Source organism: Kitasatospora sp. MAA19 (assembly GCF_029894125.1).
Taxonomy (GTDB): Bacteria; Actinomycetota; Actinomycetes; order Streptomycetales; family Streptomycetaceae; genus Kitasatospora.
Map to the genome: position 1 here is coordinate 21363 of NZ_JARXYZ010000047.1, position 18335 is coordinate 39697.

The window sequence follows — 18335 nt, forward strand, 5'->3', positions numbered from 1 at the left end:
TGAGGAAGGCGTGGGGCGCGCGCTGGTCGGGTGAAAGGGCCTTGCGGGGATGTCACGTCGAGTCGCGTGTTTGGGACGGTGTGACAGCCTTTGATCGGATCGATGCTGACCTTTTGCTGACTTTCCTGACGGGCCATCAGTTGACTCGCCGGGTCCGCGCGCAGACGATCCGCTGGCCCGCCGGGACCGCCTGAAGCTGGCCGACCTGGCCGACCGCCGCCGGTTCCGGTTCCCGCAGGACACCGACCCCCGCTGGCCGTCGTACTGGAACGGCGGGGAGCCGCGCGAGGGTCCGGTGGTGCGTGCCGTCCAGGAATGCCGGCAAGCCGCCCTGTGGAACGGCACGGTCGGCCCGACCCTCCTGGGCCACGAGCCGACGGCGGGGCTCGCCGTGGTGCCGCTGATCGACATGCCGCCGAGCCGGGCGGTCGTGGGCTGGCACGCGGGCGACCCGAATCCGCTGGTCCGCTCGTTCGTCCAGCTCGCGACCGCCGCCTACCGCCGCCTACTGCCGGTGAACGCCGCCTACCGCCGGTGAACGCCTTACCGGCGGCCCGGAATCGGTGGGCGGGTTTCGTGGTTGCGAGGGAGAAGAACCTTCGACGGGAGGTGCGAGATGCCCCGAGCAGTACGGTTCGACAAGTACGGCGACATCGACGTGCTGGAGGTCCGGGAGGTGTCCCGGCCGGAGGTCGCGGCCGACGAGGTCTTGGTGCGCGTGCGGGCCGCCGGGATTAACCCCGGCGAGAACGCCATCCGGGCGGGCACGCTGCACGAGCGGTGGCCTGCGACGTTCCCGTCCGGTCAGGGCAGCGACCTGGCCGGCGTGGTGGAGGAGGCCGGCACGGCGGTGCGCGGCTGGTCGGTCGGCGACGAGGTGATCGGCTGGGTCGACACCCGCGCCAGCCACGCCGAACTGGTCGCCGTCCCGGCCGGCAACCTCGTCTCGCGCGACCCCGCCGTGCCGTGGCAGGTCGGCGGCGCGCTGTTCGTCGCCGGCGCCACCGCGTACGCGAGCGCGCGTGCCGTCGGGGCCGGTCCGGGCGACACGATCGTCGTCTCCGGCGCCGCGGGCGGGGTGGGTTCACTGACCGTACAGCTGCTCCGCCACGCCGGGGCCACCGTCATCGGGCTGGCCCGCGAGCCCCACCACTCCTGGCTCCGCGAGCACGGCGTGGTCCCGGTGACGTACGGCGACGGCGTGCTCGACCGGATTCGCGCGGCCGCGCCCGACGGCGTCGACGCGTTCGTCGACACCTTCGGCGACGGCTACCTCGACCTGGCCCTCGAACTCGGCGTGGCGCAGGACCGGATCAACACGATCATCGACTTCGCCGGAGCGGCCCGTACCGGCGTCAAGAGCGAGGGCATGAGCGTCGTCGCGAACGCCGACGTGCTGGCCGAACTCGTCAAGCTGGTCGCGGCCGGCGACCTCGACGTCCCGATCGCCGCGAGCTACCCACTCGCCGAGGTCCGCGCCGCCTACCGCGACCTGATGCACCGGCACACCCGCGGCAAGATCGTCCTCGTACCGTAGGGGCGTGCGGCGCCCCGGTCCGGGGCGTCCACATCGCTGCGGACCGAGTCCCCGGCCACACCCGTCGTGCCTCAACACGCCGTTCGCCGGCGGACGGTGGCCCCGATTCGGTGCGGCGACGGCCCATCGGCTTCGCCGATCATGGCACCAAGTGCGCGCCGGAGGGGGAGAGTCTACGACGGCTACGACTGCGGATGGACCAGCCACCCCGACCCCGACAAGGCCACCCGCACCCTGCGCACAGTCGAGGAAGCCGCCGAGTGGCCGATCTCCCACCCACGGTGCGCCCGGACGTTCGGGCTGCGGCCCGACGCGTTGGACGCGCCGCGCGAGGACGGCGCTGCCGCGGCCCCCTGGCCGTGAGGATCTGTGCCGGTAGGAGATGCCTGCCCGACCCGTCCTGCCCGCGCAGGCTCCGTGTCGAGACTACCGACTCGCCGTGCACCAGCGGTCGGCGCCGGTGTGCAACCTTCTCGGTGGCGCGGCGGTGAGTAGGGCAGAGCGATGGCCCGGTCGGGTCGTCGCGCGGACGCGAAGAGGAATCGGATGACCGCGAGCGTATTGCACATCCCGGTGGAGGACCCGCCCCCGTCCACCACGGCACCGGCTTCCGCGGGCGGCCCCGGCCTGCGGGAGATGGACTTCGAGGGGTTCGCCGCCACGCGCTGGCGGCGGCTGGTGCGCACCGCCTACCTGCTCACAGGCGACTACCACGAGGCCGAGGACGTGGTGCAGGCGACGTTCGCGAAGGTCTTCAGGAACTGGTCCCGGATCAGCCGCCTGGAGGAGCCGGACGCCTATATCCACCGGGCCCTGGTGAACAACAACCTGAGCCGCCACCGTCGGCGCCGGGTCAGGCAGCTGCTCATGCCCGTCCTTCCCGACCGGGCGCACGCCGCGGGCGGCGGCCACCGCGACGTCGAGGAACGCTCGGTGCTGCTCCAGGCACTGGCGGAACTGCCGCAGCGCCAGCGGGCCGTGGTCGTCCTGCGCTACTGGGAGGACATGAGCGAGTACCAGGTCGCCGAAGTGCTCGGCTGCTCGCTGGGCAATGTCAAGAGCCAGGCCAGCCGCGGCCTGGCGAAACTGCGCGGCCACCCGGCGCTGGCCTCGTACGCGGCGAACACCGATTCAACGATCGACGGCACGAACGGAGACAACAGGTGATGGACACCGAGGACATGGTGCGCGGCGCCCTGCGGGACGAGGCGGCCCGGGTCGCGGTGGCGGACTGGTCCGCCGCGCCCGTGCGGGTCCAGGTGCGTAGGCAGCGGCGGGGGCGCCGGGTGGCGATGGGCGCGTCGGCTGTGGTGGCCGCGCTCGCGGTGGTGGCCGGCACGGGTGCGGTACTGTCCGCGCAGCGCGCGGTCCAGGCCGTCGGACCGGCCTCGCAGGCTCCGCTCGTACCGGAGGGGCCGGCTCCCGAGGCCGTGGTGGTGGAACCCGGCCAGCAGCTGCCGTTGGGCCGCCAGGACTGGTGGATGCAGCTGAAGGACCAGGAGATCTGCATCCACGACGCCCCCGCCTACCGCAGCGGTCCGGGGTGCGGCGGGCACTCCTGGGCGGGCGGCACGACCGAGATCACCATGCAGTACTACGGGAGCCCCCCGCAGTACCAGGAGGCTCTGTACAACCTCATCTACCACGGGCCCGGGCAGGTGGCCCGGATGGCCATCGAGGTGGACGGGCACGCGTACTGGGCCACCGTCGCCTCGCTTCCCGGCAACCCTGGCTACGCCACCGGCTATGTCTGGGGGCCCAGCAACAAGACCCCCAACGGTTCGACGGCATACCCGCTCGAAGGCATCAAGCTCGCCGCGTACGACGCCCAGGGGAAGGTACTGGCGAGCAAGACGCTGTCCTCCTGAAGCAGACCGGCACCGTGCTCCTGGAGGACCCGGCGACGCATCGTTGTCGTCGTGCCGTCCGGGGTGCGGGCCGGGATGCCGGCGTGCTTCACGTCCGGCTCGGCGGGCGCCCCACCGAGCTAGTGGCCCAGGGCGGAGGCGGCGAGCAGTCCGCCGGGACGCAGGGCGCGGGCAGCGGCGGGAAGCAGCCGACGGGGGTCGGCGGCGCCACGACGCCGGTTGCTCCCGGGTTGAACATCTCGGCTACCAGGAAGGCCAGGTCAAGCGCCTGGCCTCCGTTGAGGCGCGGGTCGCACGCCGACTCGTACCTGCGGTGCAGGTCGTCGAAACCCAGATCCGCGCCGCCGCCGACGCACTCGGTCACGTCCTCGCCGGTCAGCTCCACGTGCAGTCCACCGGCGTGGGTGCCGAGTGCCTCGTGCACCTCGAAGAAGCCGGCGACCTCGGCGAGGATGTCGTCGAACCGCCTGGTCTTGTGCCCGCTGGCCGCCTCGAAGGTGTTGCCGTGCATCGGATCGCACACCCACACCACCGGCGCGCCGGAAGCCGTGACCTTCTCCACGAGCTCCGGCAGCAGGTACCGCACGCGGTGTGCCCCCATGCGCACGATGAACGTCAGCCGGCCCGGCCGCCGGTCGGGGTCGAGGCGGTCGATCAGGGCCAGCGCCTGCGCGGGCGTGGTGGCAGGGCCCAGCTTCACCGCGATCGGGTTGTCGATGGTCGCGAAGTAGGCGACGTGGGCGCCGTCGGGCTGTCTGGTGCGGTCGCCGATCCACAGCATGTGGCCGCTGCCCGCATACCTTCGGCCGGAACGCGGGTTGTAGCGGGTCAGCGCGGCCTCGTAGTCGAGCAGCAGTCCCTCGTGGCTGGCGAACAACTCCGTGGTGCGCAACGGATCGCCGCCGCACGCGTCCTTGAAGGACAGTGCCTGGCCGATTCGACCGGCGAGTTCGTCGTAGCGTTCACCGGCAGGCGAGCGTGAGACGAAGTCCTGGTTCTCCTTGTGCAGTTGGCGTAGATCGGTGCCGCCACGGGCGAATGCGCGCATGACGTCCAGGGTGTAGCGCGAAGCGTCGTACATCCGAAGTAGCCGGGCCGGGTCCGGCCGTCGTTCGGCCTGGCTGAAGCCGATGCCGTTCACCGCGTCGCCCCGGTAGACCGGCAGCGTGCGCCCGTCGACGGTCTCGGTCGGCCGGGATCGGGGCTTCGCGTACTGCCCGGCCATCCGGCCCACCTTGACCACCGGCACCGCCGACGCGTACGTCAGGATCACGGCCATCTGCTGCAGGAGGCGCAGCTTGCTGTGAATCGCCTGCGTCGAGAGGCGGTCGAAGCGTTCGGCGCAGTCGCCACCCTGCAGCAGGAACGCTTTGCCCTCTGCCGCCCGGGCGAGTTGTGCGGTGAGCGTGTCGCACTCCTGTGGCGTGACCAACGGGAGCAAGGCTGCCAGGTGATCCGCCACGTCGCCGAGCTCAGCCAGGCTGGGCCACGCCGGCCGCTGATGGGCGACAAGTGTCCGCCAGTGCGCGTCGGCTTCGCCGGTGAGGGGCAACATGATCTCCGTCCGCTTCTCATGGCTCAACGGTGCGGGGCGGTCATAGCTGGACCATCTCGACGAGGTCGTGGCTGATGCCCAGGTCGTTGAGCAGCAGCTGCAACGGTCCGGTGTCCCGCGCGGGCACGGGACGGGACGCGGCCCACTCGCTCAGCTGACCGGTGTCGATCTCGAAGCCGCCCTGGGCCGCCACGGTCACCCAGGGGTCCAGGTCCGCGGAGCGGAACGCGGTCAGTCCGGTGACGAGCGCTTCGCGGAACGTCCGCTGCAGTGCGCCGTCCAGGTTCCGGTAGAGCGAGCCGCACAACTCACGGAACACCACCGCGTGTCCGCTCTCGTCCCGCCGGTGCAGATCGGTGGTGATCCGGTTCATCGGCTGGATCTCCTGGGCGGTGGCGAGTGCGGAGAGGAACCCGCTGATCGTCGTCTCGGCGGCCAGGGAGAACGCGATGTCGACGATGTCGCGGTCGAAACCGGACAGCCCGGCGCGGGTCGCGTCCAGTTCCTGGACGACCGACCAGACGCCCGACGCGAACCGCACGTCCGTCAGGTCGCGCCGCCTGCGGGTGACGCCGACGGCGTTGTGGCACATCAGGATGTGGTAGTGCTCATCGATGATCGTCTGGTGCAGCGCGTCGACGGCGACGTCGTCGCGGCGGACGGGGATCCGTTCCTGGAGCATCAACCGGCAGGCCGGCAAGATGATCTCGTCCTCGATGGCCGCGGTCTTGGCGTTGTAGGCGATCCACGCCGCGGACAGGATGCGCTCGCGAGCGTCCCGGTCGAGCCGGTCGGCACCCGGCAGTCCCAGCACCGGGACGAGGTGTTCGGGGAAGTCCGGCATCGCCGTGTCGAAGTGACCGTCGAGGTCGAACTCGTCCTTCTTGACGGCCGCTCGCTTCCCCCAGCGGCGCGTCAGCTGCACCAGCAAGTCGCGCTCGTACGTGGGCTCTTCACGTGCCGAGGTCATCGGGAAACCTCCTTCATGGGTTCACCACAGGAATCAGGGAGGCGCTGGCCGGAACGGCAAGCGCAGCCAGGCGCGACTGCCAGCGCTCGGCCGCTGCGGCGTCCGTGTCCTGGAACCGGCCCAGCCCCTCGGCGACCGGCCGGATGCCGTGCAGGGCGTTCAGCGTCCAGACGGGCACGCCGGCGAGATCCGGCACGGTGGCCTGCTCGGTGACGACCTGGTGCCCTGCCGTACCGGCGAGCTCGCCGAGCAGGGCGCGGGTGATCCCGGGGAGCAGGCCGGGGCCGGGTGGTGGCCCGCACAGCATGTCGCCCCGCCACCAGACGATGCTCGTGGACGCCCCTTCGACCACATGCCCTTCCGCCGAGACCAGCAGCGCCTCGTCAGCTCCCGCCGTAGCCGCGGCAGCGCGCAGGGAAGCCAGGTGATCCAGGTCGGCGCCCTTGACGGCTGGCAGTCGACGACGGTCGGGTCCCGCCGCGGTCCACAACCGGACGGTCGCGGTGCGCGATGGCGCGGGGCGCAGCCACATCCGCAGCCGCGTTCCCGACCCGATCTCCACGAGTTCGACGCGAGGAAACCATCGGCCTCGCGCGGGCAACGACTCGGCGACCGCCCGCAGGAACCGGTTCGTCTGTTCCGCTCCCGGTTCGCAGAACCGGTCGCAGGCCGAACCGAAGCGTTCGGCGTGCCGGTCGAGTCCCCGCACCCGCCCCTCGTCCACGAGCCAGGAGTCGATGACCAGCACCGTCCCGGCGGCGTCGGCCGTCGACCATCCGCCATCGGCGTCCCACCACCGGCGGACGCCCTGGTCGGTGGCTGTGCTCATTGCTGTGTTCATCGTTGGGAGCCGCCCACGTCCGACACCGCCGGCGCACGCCAGGCGCGGAGCGACGCTGCCGCCTTGAGCAGCATCTCCTCGTACTCTTCATGCGGGTCGGAGTCGAGCACGATCGCCCCGCCGGCTCCGACGGTCAACCGGTCACCGACGCGGACCGCGGTGCGGATCACGATGTTCAGTTCCGTGCCGCCGGAGAGACCGAAGTAGCCGAGGGCGCCGGAGTAGACACCCCGGGCCTCCGTCTCCAAGCGGTCGATGATCTCCATGGTGCGCAGCTTCGGTGCCCCGGTCATCGACCCGCCTGGGAAGCACTGCCGGGCGCAGTCCATCGCGCTGACCCCGTCATTGAGCCGTCCACGAACAGTGGAGACCAGTTGGTGCACGGTCTCGTAGCTCTCGACGGCCAGGTACGGGTCGACCTCGATGCTGCCCACCTCACACACCCGGCCCAGGTCGTTGCGCAACAGGTCGACGATCATCAGGTTCTCGGCCTGAGTCTTGGCGCTCGAGGCGAGGGTGGCAGCCAGTTCGGCGTCGCGCACCGGGTCGGCGTCGCGAGGGGCTGTGCCCTTGATCGGCTTGCTGGTGACCGTGCGGTCTCTCTCGATGCGCAGGAACCGCTCCGGCGAGGAGCTGAAGACCGTGACGTCGCCGAGGCGCAAGAGCGCGGCGTACGGTGCCGGGTTCGCCCGGCGCAGCCGCAGGTAGAAGGACGTGTCGTCGTCATGGAACGGCATGTGCAACTTGTCGGTCAGGCAGATCTCGTAGCTCTCGCCCCGGTTCAGCTGCCGTCGGCACTCCGTGATGTCCGCCAGGTACTGGCTCCGGCCGCGGCCGAGGTACTCCTCGGCATTCGGGGGCGGGCCGGCGGCAGGTTCGCGCGGCGGCTCGGCGTCGGCCGGGTTCAGGCCCATCAGGAGCGCGGACGTCCGTTCCACCCACTCCTGCGCGTCACGCCGGGTCTTCTCGTCGTGGACGGCCACCAGGTAGGTCAGTCCCTCCTGGTGGTCGACCGCGATGACGCGATCGGCGAACATCCAGATGGCGTCCGGCGTTTCAGCGGTGTGGCGGGCCGTGGCCCCGCATTCGGCCTTGAGTTCGTAGCCGAAGTAGCCGACGTAGCCGCCGGTCAGGTCGAACGGCAGGTCCGAGTCGGGGATGCGCCGTTCGCGCAGCCGCTGTTCGAGGACGTCGAACACGCTGCCGGTGACGATGCCGGCGCCGTTCGCATCGCGCACTTCCACCATCCCGCTGCCGGTGCGGTAGGTCAGGACCTCGCTGAGCGGACCTGACGTGTCGCCGAGGAACGAGAACCGGGACAGGCCTTCCTCCACCCGGCTGCTGTCCAGCCAGAAGCAGTACGGGGTGTTGTCGAAGAGCTTCAGAAAAATGGACTCGGAATCGGCAGCGGTCGGCACGGCCGTGCTGATGATTCCCAGTTCCTCGACCGCGCCGGGCGTGTCGTCGGACAGTGCGGTGCCGGTGCCGGTGCCGGTGCCGGTGACGGATGGCCGTTGTCCGTGCTGCGTCCGGCGGGTCAGTTCGGCGAAGTTCTGCAGGATCTCACGCCCGTACTGGGAAGCGATCGACTCGGGGTGGAACTGCACGCCCCACTGCGGCAGATCGCGGTGACGCAGCGCCATGAGTACACCGTCGTCTGCCCACGCGGTGGCGATGAGTTCCTCGGGCAGGGGCTCCTGCACGCACAGCGAGTGGTAGCGAACCGCGACGAATTCACGCGGAATTCCGGCGAACAGCGGATCTCCCTCGTGGGAAACCTTGGCGAGGTGCCCGTGTTTCGGTTCGGGCGCGGCGACCACCGACGCTCCGGCCAGGTGCGCGATCATCTGATGGCCGAAGCAGACGCCCAGCACGGGCAGCGTGGTGCGGCGCAGCAGGTCGCCGAGGAGGCCGACGTCGCGGGGGTTCTGCGGCCGTCCAGGGCCGGGTGAGACGACGATGTTGTCGAAGTCCTCCAGCCGCAGGCTGGACAACATCGGATCGTCGTTGACCATGACGACGGGCTCCTGGCCGTTGATGTCGGCGATCAACTGGTACAGGTTGAAGGTGTACGAGTCATAGTTGTCCAGCAGCAAGGTACGCATCACGGACCGTCCAAGATTTTCCGGAGCGCCTGGACGTCGCCCGGTTCCAAGGTGATCCCGAAGATCTCCTCGGGAGCGGAAAGCGTCTCGTCCTTATCGAGTTCCCGGAAGGTCGCCGGCTCTGCGGGACGTATTTCCGTGAGAGTGCTGCCGACGAGGAGGTGCCTCACTTCGGGCTGTGTGCGCTGGAGGACCATCCGGTGGTTGAACGGCGAGTGCGGGTGAGTCAGGCAGAAATGGTTGAGGAGCTCGAAGTCCGACGGATAGCGCGCGTCGGTGGTGAAACCGTAGAGCTCTGCCGGACCCTCAGGTCGCAGGAACCGCAGCACGTGTTCACCATTCGGTTCCCGCACCAGGTCAAAGGGCCAATCGCCTTCCAGTCGCGAGTTCTCGGCGAGGCGGATAGGGACGTGCGGCCCGTATGCACCGAAACTCACGTCGAAGAGCCAGCGTTCGTCGTCGAGCTGCACGCACAGGGCGACGTGGAGTGCGGGACCGAATTTGTTCCCGGTGCGGATCCGTGTTCTGCCCGCGAACGCCGAGAACGTGAAGCCGATCCGGTCCAGCACCGCCGCCATCAGGACGACCTGTTCCAGGCACCAGCCGCCGCGGCCCTGTCGTACGATCTTCTCCTGGACGCTGTCCAGGTCCAACGGCACCGTCGGCCGCCCAAGCACCGCGTCGAGGTTGTCGAAGGCGATCGCGTCGACGTGGGCGGCGTGCAGACCCCGCAGCGTGGAGAGGTCCGGAGCCACATCGCCCTGGTAGCCCACGCGGGTCAGGTAGGCGTCCAGGTCGACGCCACTCCCCTGCCACATCGAATCTGTCACACGTAGCTCATCCTTCATGTGAACTGCCCGGCGACCACGGCCGCGAGAATGATCCAACCGAAGTAAGTGCTGGTGACAAAGGCGTCCCAGCACGATTTTGGATCATCCAGGTCCACACGTACGACCAGATAGGACAAAAAGACTCCCGCGAGCACGACGATCAGGTAGAACGCCCACCCCATCGGCGTCCGGGAACCGGCCCACAGCACGCCGCCGACGCTGAGCACGACGAAAATCGCCAGCCACGCCTTGGTGGCCTTGCCGAACAGCAGAGCGGAAGACCTGACACCGATGTTCCGGTCGTACTCCTTGTCCTGATGGGAGTAGATCGCGTCGTGAATCAGGGTCCAGAAGGCCCCGCAGGCGTACAGGCCGTACACCGCAAGCGGGTAGTCGACGCTCCCGGTCACCGCCGTCCAGCCGATCAGCACGTAGACGCTCATCACCAACGCCAGGAACGCCGAGGGCCAGAAGAAGATGCGCTTCATGTAGGGGTACGCGACGATCAACGGGTACGAGGCCCCGGCGACCAGGGCTGTCTCGACGTTCGCCACCGCCAGGACCAGCAGGGCGACCACGGCCTGTGCGGCGGCGAACAGGAGTGCGTTCCCGACGCTGATCGTCCCCGACGCGACAGGACGCGACACGGTGCGGGCGACTCGGGCGTCGACGTCCCTGTCGACCACATCGTTGACCGCGCAGGCCGCGCCGCGCACCAGCACCGCAGCGACAGCGACAACCACCACCGCCAGCAGGTCTGGTCGTTGCCCGGAGGCGAGGACGACAGCCCACAGCCCCGGAAGGAGGTACAGCACGTACCCCGTAGGCCTGTCCAGTCGCATCAACAGGAGATATGCGCGGACTGAATCCGGGCTCTTCGTGACGACGCCTGTAGATATTTTGTGCAGCATCAGGATCCAATCACCATGTCACCGGAAGTTGGATCAACCCGCCGATCAGCGTGTTGTGGCGCAGCCCCAGCTCCTCTACACCGACAGCCAGACGCATGGTGGGGAAGCGCGCGACGAGCTGGGTGAGCACCACCTGCAGCTGCATCCGGGCCAGCATCGCGCCGACGCAGGAGTACGCGCCGCGCCCGAATACGAGGCTGCCCGTGGTGTTGCGAGCGACATCGATCCGGCCGGGGTCGGCGAAGGCCGTCTCGTCGTGGTTGGCCGCGATGATGTTCAGCAGCACGAAGTCGCCGGTCCGGATGGTCACTCCGTCGATCTCGAAGTCCGTCAGCGCATAACGGGGCATGCCGCCGTTGTGCGGGTTCGGCATCGACATCCGCAGGGTTTCCTCGACCGCGCCGGGGACGAGCCCCGGGTCGTCCAGCAACGCCTGCCACTGCTCGGGGTTGGCCAACAACAGCGACACACAGGTGCCGATCCGGGCCACCGTGGTCTCATAGCCACCGAACAGCAACAACGCCGTCAGCCCGAGGACCTCGTTGTCGTTGATCCCCTCGGTCGCGCAGATCCTGGAGATCACGTCATCGCCCGGATTTTGCCGCTTGTCCGCGACGAGTTGCCTGCAGTAGCCGAACAGCTCGCCCAGTCCCTGCTTGGACCTGACCGGGTCCCCGACGTTGGCGGCGTCCTGGGTCCAGCTGCCGAACTGGTCCTCGTCCTCCTGGGGCACGCCCAACCACTCGCACATCACCTGAATCGGCAGCGGCAGCGCCAACGTCTGGCGCAGGTCCACCGGTGGCTTCTGCCTGGCCAGTTCGTCCAGGAGTCGCCCGGTCAGTTTTTCGACGTGGGGCCGCAGCGCCAGCATCCGCTCGGGTGAGAAGTGCGGCTCCAGCAGCGCACGCAACCGAGCGTGGTCGGTGGCGAAGTCGCCCAGCAGGCTGGCGAGCAACGCCGACCCGCTGTCCTTCGCCGCGGCCTCCGGATCGGGATTGGAGCGGCCGAGCCGGTCATCGTCGAGCAACTGCGCCACCTGGGCATGACCGGTGACCAGCCACGCCTCGTCGCCCTCGACAGTACGGACCCGATGGACCGCGCCCTGGGATTGGAGCGTGCGCAGCCCTGGCGCGAGTTGCAGCACATTCGTCTGCTCGAAAGGCAATTGAGCTGGGGTACTCACTGACGGCCTCCGCCGGAATCGAGGTTCAGACCACCTTGTCGAGGACGATCACGATGTACTGGAGCTCGTCGCCCCGGTGTCCATCGAGGAACGAGGAAGGCCGACCCGCCGTCGACCCCCCTCGCGGTGGGCAGGAGGTCGCCCAGCGGCAGGTTGATCGGGGCCTGAGTCTTGGTCACGTGGTGGGCCTGCTCCCAGCGCGCGAACTCGCCGCGGATGACGGGCGGGGCCGGGCTGTCGTGGGTGCTAGCCATGATCATGTACTCCGATCCAGATGCCGTCCCTGTCGGGAGTTACGGGTCATGGCGTGCGATTGACGATGCGGTCGAACAAGGCGGTCAGTTCGGTGGACGCGGCCGGGGACAGCTCGGCTCGTCCGAGGTACTCCAGAGCCGAGTCCAGATGGCTGCGGGACAGCTGCTCGGCCGTGTGCCGGCTGCCGGATTCCTCGACGAGGTCGGCCATCTCCTGTAGGTACGCTGCCGTGGTGCCGTCGGCGTGCCACAGCCGGCGCAGTCGTTCGCTGGCCGGGCTCTCGGTGGACAAGGCCGCCAGCACCGGAAAAGTAGGGTTGCGCCGCAGGATGTCGCTCCGGATGGGCTTGCCGGTCACTGTGGGGTCGCCCCAGATGTCCTCGACGTCGTTGAAGATCTGAAAAGCGAGGCCCAGATGCCTGCCTGCGCTGCGTAGGGCAGCCAGGACGTGCTCCGGTTTACCCGCCCGTAATGCGGGCGTCACCAGTGCGCACTCCAGCAGCGCGGACGTTTTCTCCTCCACGATTCGGTCGTACTCCGCGATGCCGGTGCCCGAACCCATTCGGACGGTGAGCTCGCGAGCCTGGCCCGCGAGAACCAGACCGATGGCTTCGGCGAACACGCTGGAGATTTCCGCACGGCCGGGGCCAGGGTCGGCGACGACCATCTGCAGCCCAAGAGCCTGCAACGCGTCCCCGGCCAGGATGGCCAGACTGGCGCCGAACACCTTCCACGCGGCTGGGCGGCCGCGACGCAGCTCGTCCGCGTCGATGATGTCGTCGTGGATCAGGGTCGAGTTGTGCAGCAACTCCAGTGCTGCCGCCTGGCACCGCACGTCCTCCGGCCGCAGGCCGACTCCATCAGCCGCCGCCATCATGAGGGCGGCGCGGGTCAGCTTGCCGCCCTCTGCACTCCTTGGGTCACCGTGTTCGTCGATGAAGCCGAGGTGGTAAGAGCAGATCCGGGCCAGGGTCGGCTCCAGTGCGGAAGCCTGCTGCCGCATAACGGGCAATACCGTGGATTGCACCATATTCGGCGACGGGAAGGCTTGGAGCCCGGTCGACGAGGTGTCGAGTGCGCTGATCGGGATTCTCCTTCGGTCGCGCGCCTTCCCAATTCCTGGTCAGAACCTACGCGCATGGGGTTCGCGAATTGCGCCACTGAAAATCACTGTGCTGGATATTTTGCGTAAATATCTTCTCAGCCCTTGCCACACCGCGCCGTGCGGTGAAACATCGGCGAACTGTCGATATGCGAATGCTTGTGCAAAGTTCATGATGACCCGACATCACTACAGGTCAATACGTAGGCAGCTCCCGCGTCTACGCGCAATCTGAACCTGGAGTGATGCACCGGAATTTGTGTGATCGTTTCGTCTGTCATCCTGAACTACCTCTCCCGTCGTGTCAACGACGCGGCGTGAGCATCTTCGACTTTAGGAAAAACCCCAAAGAAGACGGCGTGAGGACTGGATTGGAGTACCCTGCAGATTGGTAGCTGCTGGGCGGCACCCAAGGCCGCACTTCGAGTCCGGCTATTAAGCCGGCACCGAACGGCGGACAAGACTTCCTGAGAAGGGCTCGGTTTCCACCGACCGGCGTGGATGCCCTGTTCGGCAACGCAAGCCAGGCGTTCCGACGCAAACGTCATGGCACGGAACGGAGTGGGATGCGTGACGGTAAGCAGGTCCTGCTGGCCGAGCCACGGAGTTTGTGTGCCGGTGTACGCCGGGCGATAGCCATCATCGACCTCGCGCTGGAACAGCACGGCGCGCCGATCTACGTCCGCAAGGAGATCGTGCACAACCACTACGTGGTGCGCGAGTTCCAGCCCCGGGGAGTCCGGTTCGTCGACTCCGAGCAGGAGGTACCGGAGGGCGCGGTGTGTGTCTTCTCCGCGCACGGCGTCTCCCCGCAGGTGCGGCAGAACGCGGACGCACGCTCCCGACCAGACGGTCATCGTCGAGACGGTTGCCGACGCGGAGGCACTGGACCTTCCCCCCGACGCACCACGGAGATGGAGCGGCGAAGATCTGCTGCGCTTCGACTGGGTCGGCCGTACCGAGATCGCTGAATAGCTCCTAGGCCGAGCAGGCATGTCTCGGCCCCGGCGGGCCGAGCAGTATCACACAACGTCACTGATCATTACCGGGAATGGTTCACTGAAAGCTTGAGAGGCGGAATGGCTATGTCAGTTGATTCTGGGCAATTGCATGAAGTCAGGTCGTTCGACCCGTATGGCGCACATCGCGACGACCCGTATTCATTTCTGGCCGACATCGGAGAGACGGAACCGGTGTTCTACGCCCCTTTGCTCGGCGCGTGGTGCGTCACTCGGCGCGAGGACATGGTTGCCGTGCTGCGGGACGACCGAAGCTTCTCGGCGCGTGACCACAACCCTCGTCCCGCGGTCGCGCTGCCCGAAGACGTGAGTCGGATGTTCCGCACCTGGCGCGGCGCTGATGCGGTGGCCGTCGGCTCACTCGACCCTCCCGAGCACGCCAGGGTCAGGGAAGTGCTCAACGCCGGGTTCACGCCGGCCAGGGTCAGGGCGTTCGAACCCACGATCCGCGCGATCGCCACCGACCTCGTCGAGCGTGCTGCGGTCTTGACGGAGTTCGATTTCATCTCGGCGTTCGCCGTTCCGTACGCCCTCGAGGTGATCTGCCGGCGCCTTGGGGTCCCGGACGAGTACGTCGACCGCTGCCGCACGTGGTCCGAGCAACGCATCGAACTCATGATGTCGCAGCGCAACGCCGATCCTGACCGGCTGCGTGAATACGCCCGCGGGCTGATGGACTTCGGAGCGTTCGCCCGTTCACTCGTGCAGGAGCGGCTGGCCGCACCGCAGGACGACCTGATCAGTGAGCTGCTCCACGACGGCAAGGAGGGCCGCACGCTCACCGCCGACGAGGTTTCCGTCCAGGTCCCCACACTGATCTTCGCGGGACACATGACCTGTGCCGAGGCGCTTGGCACGATCCTCTACCAGCAGCTTCGGTCACCCGGCGGCTGGGCCGAGGTCGTCAACGGGACGATCGCCACACGGGACCTTGTCGAGGAGGGGTTGCGGTTCGACAGCCCACTGGCGGGCATGTACCGGACCGCGGTCCGTGACGTGGTGGTCGGTGACGTCCACCTGGCCGCGGGGAGCCGGCTACTTCTGCTGTACGGAGCGGCCGGCCGGGACAGTCGCTCTCACGCATGTCCGGCCGCGTTCAGTCCAGACAGCCGGTCTGCCACGCATCTCGCGTTCGGGCACGGCATCCATTTCTGCCTCGGAGCCGGATTCGCCCGCGCGGAACTGGAGATCGCGATACAGGCCATCGCCACCAGGATGCCGGGTCTGACTCTGGCGCCAGGGCTGGCGCCACATCACCGGCCGGTGTTTCCGCTTCGGGCGTTGACCGAGTTGCGGGTACGGCAATGAGGACGGGCATCCGGGCGGTCGTCGGGGACCTGGACGACACGTTGCCCCCTGCAGAACTCACTTGTCCGACGGCATTGCAGGTGAGGACCCTGGGTTCCACAGACCAGGATGCTGGCTAGCCTCGGCACTTCGTGACGGCCCGTCGGTTCAACTGGCGGGCCGTTTCGGCTTGTCGGACTGGTGATGGGCCTGCCGGTGGCCCGGCTGTCGCGTCGGGTGGGCGCCGGGTTCCACAGCCAGATCCGGTTCTGCGCGGTGTCGTGGAGGGGAGGCTGCGCAGGCCGGTTGTGCGGGCGGCGCGAATGCGGTCCTCGGCTCTGGCCTGCGGCCGGTGACGCAGTTCGAGTACGGCGATCGGCATGTCCTTGGGTTGGTGGCGAGGCAGGTCAGACGCATGCCGTCGGCGTCGGTGAATCGCCATTGGACACCCGGGTGCGGGCCTTCCTTGCGCACGATCAGCTGCATCCCCGCCGGCCAGCCCTTGAGGCAGTCGCCGTCGAGTTCGGCCACCCAGGCTCCGTCGCGGATCTCATCGCCCGGCTCGACGGCGGCCGTTCGAGCGGTGGCCGGGAGGCTCAGCACCGCGGCGTGGATGGCGTCGGTGAGTCTTGTGGTCTTGATCGTCCGTCAGCGGTTGACTTCGAGACCGGTGAGGACGAGCAGGGCGCGCAGGAGCGCGGTGGCGCGGCCGGGGTCGGTGTGGAGCTTGGTGAGGATCCGCCAGTTCTTCAGGTGGGCGAATCCGTGTTCGACGGGGGCGCGTCCGGCGGCCAGTGCGCGGTTGGCCTGCTTCTGGCCCGGGGTGAGCTTGCGGGCGCGGGTGGCCACCGGCCAGGTCGAGCAGGCGCTGGTCGTGCCGCAGCACCTCGCCGACCGCCCGGGTCGCCACTGGTGCCCCGGCCCGGCGAACGACGGCGAGGATGCGCTGATACTCCGGCGGCAGCGCGGTCTCGGCCGTACCGCCCTCTCGCTGCGGGACCAGCAACACCGAGCGGCCCGCGACCTGCCCGACCACCGGAGCCGCCGCCGCGTGTTCGTCGGCGAGCTGCTCGGCCATCCGGTGCCAGACCCGCTCGGCGACGGCGAGTTCGTCGCGCTCGGCCCGCACATCGGCAAGCTGCTTGGCCAGCTGTTCTTCGAGTTCGTCCAGTTCCGCACGCCGCGCGGCGATCCGTTCCGCGATCTCGGACTCCACCATCAAGCGGATAGCAGGCGGCACCGGGGCAGCAGCGCGGCGGAGCCAGCGAAACCGCCCCGGTCACCGAGTCAGACGATCAAGACCGCAGACTCCCGCCCACGGCCAGCACGAGCATCTCGAAGAGCCGCCACGCCAGCGCCTCCGACCAGCACGTTCGAAGATGGCGAAGGCTCACTGTTCAGGAAGCGTCAGGAAGTATTTCGACCTCAGCCTTACGCCATGAGACGCCGAGCTGAAAACCGGGGACGGCGCCCGCGGTCATGCGCGGACCGCGGTCAGGAAGAGGTAGCCGCTCTCCGGGATGGCCCCGAACCTACGCACGAAGTCGATGAGCGAGTCGGCCTGCTCCTTGCCGACCAGATCGGACAGCTTGTCGCTGACAGTCTCAAAGGCGTCGGCCATGAGCCCGAGGGTACGGATGACGTTGTCGGTGATGTCACGGATCTCCACGTCGACGAAACCGTTGGCGGCCAACGCCACCCGGTATTCGTCCACCGTGCCCAAGGAGCGCACCGCGTAGTTCTCGAGGATGTGGTCCAGGACCACGCGTCCCTCAGGGCTGACCGGGCCGCGCTGGATGACGTCGGCGATGGCGAGGCGGCCGCCGGGGCGCAGGACGCGGGCGGCCTCGGAGAGCACCTGGCCACGGTCGGGCATGTGCCACATCGACTCAAACGCCCAGGCCGCGTCGAACGAGCCGTCGGGGAAGGGCATGTCCATCGCGTCCGCGAACTGGAACGTGGCCCGGTCGGCGAGCCCAGCCGCGGCCGCGAGTTCCGTGGCCTCCTCCACCTGGATTTGGCTGACGGTGATGCCCACCACATTCACGTCACAAGCGCGGACGAGCCGTTGCGCGGGATGGCCGATGCCGCAGCCGATGTCCAGGACCCGCTGGCCGGCCTGCGCGGCGAGACCAGAGATCATCAGGTCGGTCAGGCGGTCTGTGGCTTCCTCGACGGAGCTGTCGTCGGCCTCGTTCTCCCAGTAGCCGTAGTGGATATTGGGGCCCCAGACGGAACCGTAGATCCGACCGAACCCGTCGTACACGTTGCGGACGTCGCCGTGAGCGGGAGACTGTTCGAGCGTCATGAGGAACTCCGTATCGTTGTGAAGGTGGCGGGAAGTCGGCGGCGGTTCAGCCGTACCGGCGGTGAGCCCGCGAATGATCGTGGTGGTACGTCACCGCAGGTCCTGCGGGTCGACCGCGAGCCACCTGCCGGGGAACGCGTCGAGGAGATGGTCGGCGACGTGGATACGGCTGACGTAGTCCTTGAGACCTTGGCCGCCGAAGGTGTGGCGTTGCGGAGGCCCGTCGTCCCCAGGGCTCTCGTGGTGCGGCGCGACTCGGAGCTGTACCGGCTGGCCGCCGCCGTTTACCTCGACGGCGGGCTTGTCCGCGGCGTCTTTCGTGTACCAGCCGTCGACGACGAGCTGGTCCATGTCGGCCGATGACAGACCCTCTGCGGCGAGGATGTCAGTCAACCGCCCTGGAATCCGGCAGTCACATCGAAAGGCGGGCGGAAACCCGCTGCGCAGGCGCTGGGCAACCCCAGCCCAGCGCCTGCGTGATCTACTGAAAACCACTGACAACCACGTAAGCCATCAGGTGTTGCGAGGACCCCGAGAATCCGCCAACATGAGGCGCCCATTACAT

General features: G+C 68.4%; 17 protein-coding genes and 2 pseudogenes. 7 read left to right on the plus strand and 12 right to left on the minus strand.

The window, feature by feature from the left end; all coding sequences use genetic code 11:
* Positions 1-157: 157 nt before the first annotated feature.
* The 5 genes and pseudogenes from P3T27_RS37630 to P3T27_RS37650 all read left to right on the plus strand — a co-directional run.
* Positions 158-538, plus strand: a pseudogene (locus P3T27_RS37630) (LysR family transcriptional regulator); the annotation flags it as partial.
* Positions 539-616: 78 nt separating this feature from the next.
* The gene (locus P3T27_RS37635) at positions 617-1537 is read left to right on the plus strand and encodes an NADP-dependent oxidoreductase (RefSeq protein WP_280685834.1); all 921 of its coding nucleotides are present in this window, start codon (positions 617-619) and stop codon (positions 1535-1537) included.
* 141 nt (positions 1538-1678) lie between these two features.
* Positions 1679-1900, plus strand: a complete 222-nt coding sequence (locus P3T27_RS37640; protein WP_280685835.1) for a hypothetical protein — start codon at positions 1679-1681, stop codon at positions 1898-1900.
* 264 nt (positions 1901-2164) lie between these two features.
* Positions 2165-2704, plus strand: a complete 540-nt coding sequence (locus P3T27_RS37645) for a SigE family RNA polymerase sigma factor (RefSeq protein ID WP_280685856.1) — start codon at positions 2165-2167, stop codon at positions 2702-2704.
* Entirely contained in the window at positions 2701-3405 is a 705-nt protein-coding gene (locus tag P3T27_RS37650) for a hypothetical protein (RefSeq protein ID WP_280685836.1), read from the plus strand. Before P3T27_RS37645 ends, P3T27_RS37650 begins: the two co-directional genes overlap by 4 nt.
* A gap of 88 nt (positions 3406-3493) precedes the next feature.
* On the opposite strand, the gene P3T27_RS37655 is transcribed toward P3T27_RS37650, so the two are convergent.
* The 8 genes from P3T27_RS37655 to P3T27_RS37690 form a co-directional block, all read right to left on the minus strand.
* Positions 3494-4960, minus strand: a complete 1467-nt coding sequence (locus P3T27_RS37655; RefSeq protein WP_280685837.1) for a 3-deoxy-7-phosphoheptulonate synthase class II — start codon at positions 4958-4960, stop codon at positions 3494-3496.
* Positions 4961-5000: 40 nt separating this feature from the next.
* On the minus strand, positions 5001-5930 hold the full coding sequence (locus tag P3T27_RS37660; protein WP_280685838.1) for a diiron oxygenase: 930 nt from the start codon (positions 5928-5930) through the stop codon (positions 5001-5003).
* A gap of 13 nt (positions 5931-5943) precedes the next feature.
* Positions 5944-6678, minus strand: a complete 735-nt coding sequence (locus P3T27_RS37665; protein WP_280685839.1) for an aminotransferase class IV — start codon at positions 6676-6678, stop codon at positions 5944-5946.
* A gap of 89 nt (positions 6679-6767) precedes the next feature.
* A complete protein-coding gene (gene pabB / locus P3T27_RS37670) occupies positions 6768-8876 on the minus strand; it encodes an aminodeoxychorismate synthase component I (protein WP_280685840.1) in 2109 nt (702 codons plus the stop codon).
* Positions 8876-9706, minus strand: a complete 831-nt coding sequence (locus P3T27_RS37675) for an arylamine N-acetyltransferase (RefSeq protein ID WP_280685841.1) — start codon at positions 9704-9706, stop codon at positions 8876-8878. The genes pabB and P3T27_RS37675 overlap by 1 nt, the downstream gene beginning before the upstream one ends.
* Before the next feature lie 14 nt (positions 9707-9720).
* Positions 9721-10521 carry a UbiA family prenyltransferase gene (locus P3T27_RS37680; RefSeq protein ID WP_280685842.1) on the minus strand — a complete coding sequence of 267 codons (801 nt, stop codon included), beginning with the start codon at positions 10519-10521 and terminating at the stop codon, positions 9721-9723.
* A gap of 106 nt (positions 10522-10627) precedes the next feature.
* Positions 10628-11782, minus strand: coding sequence for a cytochrome P450 (locus P3T27_RS37685; RefSeq protein ID WP_280685843.1), 1155 nt, complete (start codon positions 11780-11782; stop codon positions 10628-10630).
* 318 nt (positions 11783-12100) lie between these two features.
* Complete coding sequence (locus P3T27_RS37690; protein ID WP_280685844.1) at positions 12101-13057, minus strand: polyprenyl synthetase family protein; 957 nt, start codon at positions 13055-13057, stop codon at positions 12101-12103.
* A gap of 665 nt (positions 13058-13722) precedes the next feature.
* On the opposite strand from P3T27_RS37690, the gene P3T27_RS37695 reads away from it, so the two are divergent.
* Positions 13723-14127 carry a hypothetical protein gene (locus P3T27_RS37695; RefSeq protein WP_280685857.1) on the plus strand — a complete coding sequence of 135 codons (405 nt, stop codon included), beginning with the start codon at positions 13723-13725 and terminating at the stop codon, positions 14125-14127.
* Positions 14128-14241: 114 nt separating this feature from the next.
* A complete protein-coding gene (locus P3T27_RS37700) occupies positions 14242-15483 on the plus strand; it encodes a cytochrome P450 (RefSeq protein ID WP_280685845.1) in 1242 nt (413 codons plus the stop codon).
* A 233-nt stretch (positions 15484-15716) separates the two neighbouring features.
* Here P3T27_RS37700 and P3T27_RS37705 read toward each other — a convergent pair.
* The 4 genes and pseudogenes from P3T27_RS37705 to P3T27_RS37720 all read right to left on the minus strand — a co-directional run.
* Positions 15717-16014 (minus strand): annotated as a pseudogene (locus P3T27_RS37705) (IS1380 family transposase); the annotation flags it as partial.
* 96 nt (positions 16015-16110) lie between these two features.
* Positions 16111-16311, minus strand: coding sequence for a transposase family protein (locus P3T27_RS37710; RefSeq protein WP_280685846.1), 201 nt, complete (start codon positions 16309-16311; stop codon positions 16111-16113).
* A 628-nt stretch (positions 16312-16939) separates the two neighbouring features.
* The gene (locus P3T27_RS37715) at positions 16940-17770 is read right to left on the minus strand and encodes a methyltransferase domain-containing protein (protein WP_280685847.1); all 831 of its coding nucleotides are present in this window, start codon (positions 17768-17770) and stop codon (positions 16940-16942) included.
* Positions 17771-17860: 90 nt separating this feature from the next.
* Complete coding sequence (locus P3T27_RS37720; protein ID WP_280685848.1) at positions 17861-18163, minus strand: hypothetical protein; 303 nt, start codon at positions 18161-18163, stop codon at positions 17861-17863.
* Positions 18164-18335 lie beyond the last annotated feature (172 nt).

Coding starts and splice junctions, on each gene's coding strand:
- P3T27_RS37635 (WP_280685834.1), top strand. CDS start 617: ATGCCCCGAGCAGTACGGTTCGACAAGTACGGCGACATCGACGTGCTG.
- P3T27_RS37640 (WP_280685835.1), top strand. CDS start 1,679: ATGGCACCAAGTGCGCGCCGGAGGGGGAGAGTCTACGACGGCTACGAC.
- P3T27_RS37655 (WP_280685837.1), bottom strand. CDS start 4,960: ATGTTGCCCCTCACCGGCGAAGCCGACGCGCACTGGCGGACACTTGTC.
- P3T27_RS37660 (WP_280685838.1), bottom strand. CDS start 5,930: ATGACCTCGGCACGTGAAGAGCCCACGTACGAGCGCGACTTGCTGGTG.
- pabB (WP_280685840.1), bottom strand. CDS start 8,876: ATGCGTACCTTGCTGCTGGACAACTATGACTCGTACACCTTCAACCTG.
- P3T27_RS37690 (WP_280685844.1), bottom strand. CDS start 13,057: ATGCGGCAGCAGGCTTCCGCACTGGAGCCGACCCTGGCCCGGATCTGC.
- P3T27_RS37695 (WP_280685857.1), top strand. CDS start 13,723: ATGCGTGACGGTAAGCAGGTCCTGCTGGCCGAGCCACGGAGTTTGTGT.
- P3T27_RS37700 (WP_280685845.1), top strand. CDS start 14,242: ATGTCAGTTGATTCTGGGCAATTGCATGAAGTCAGGTCGTTCGACCCG.
- P3T27_RS37715 (WP_280685847.1), bottom strand. CDS start 17,770: ATGACGCTCGAACAGTCTCCCGCTCACGGCGACGTCCGCAACGTGTAC.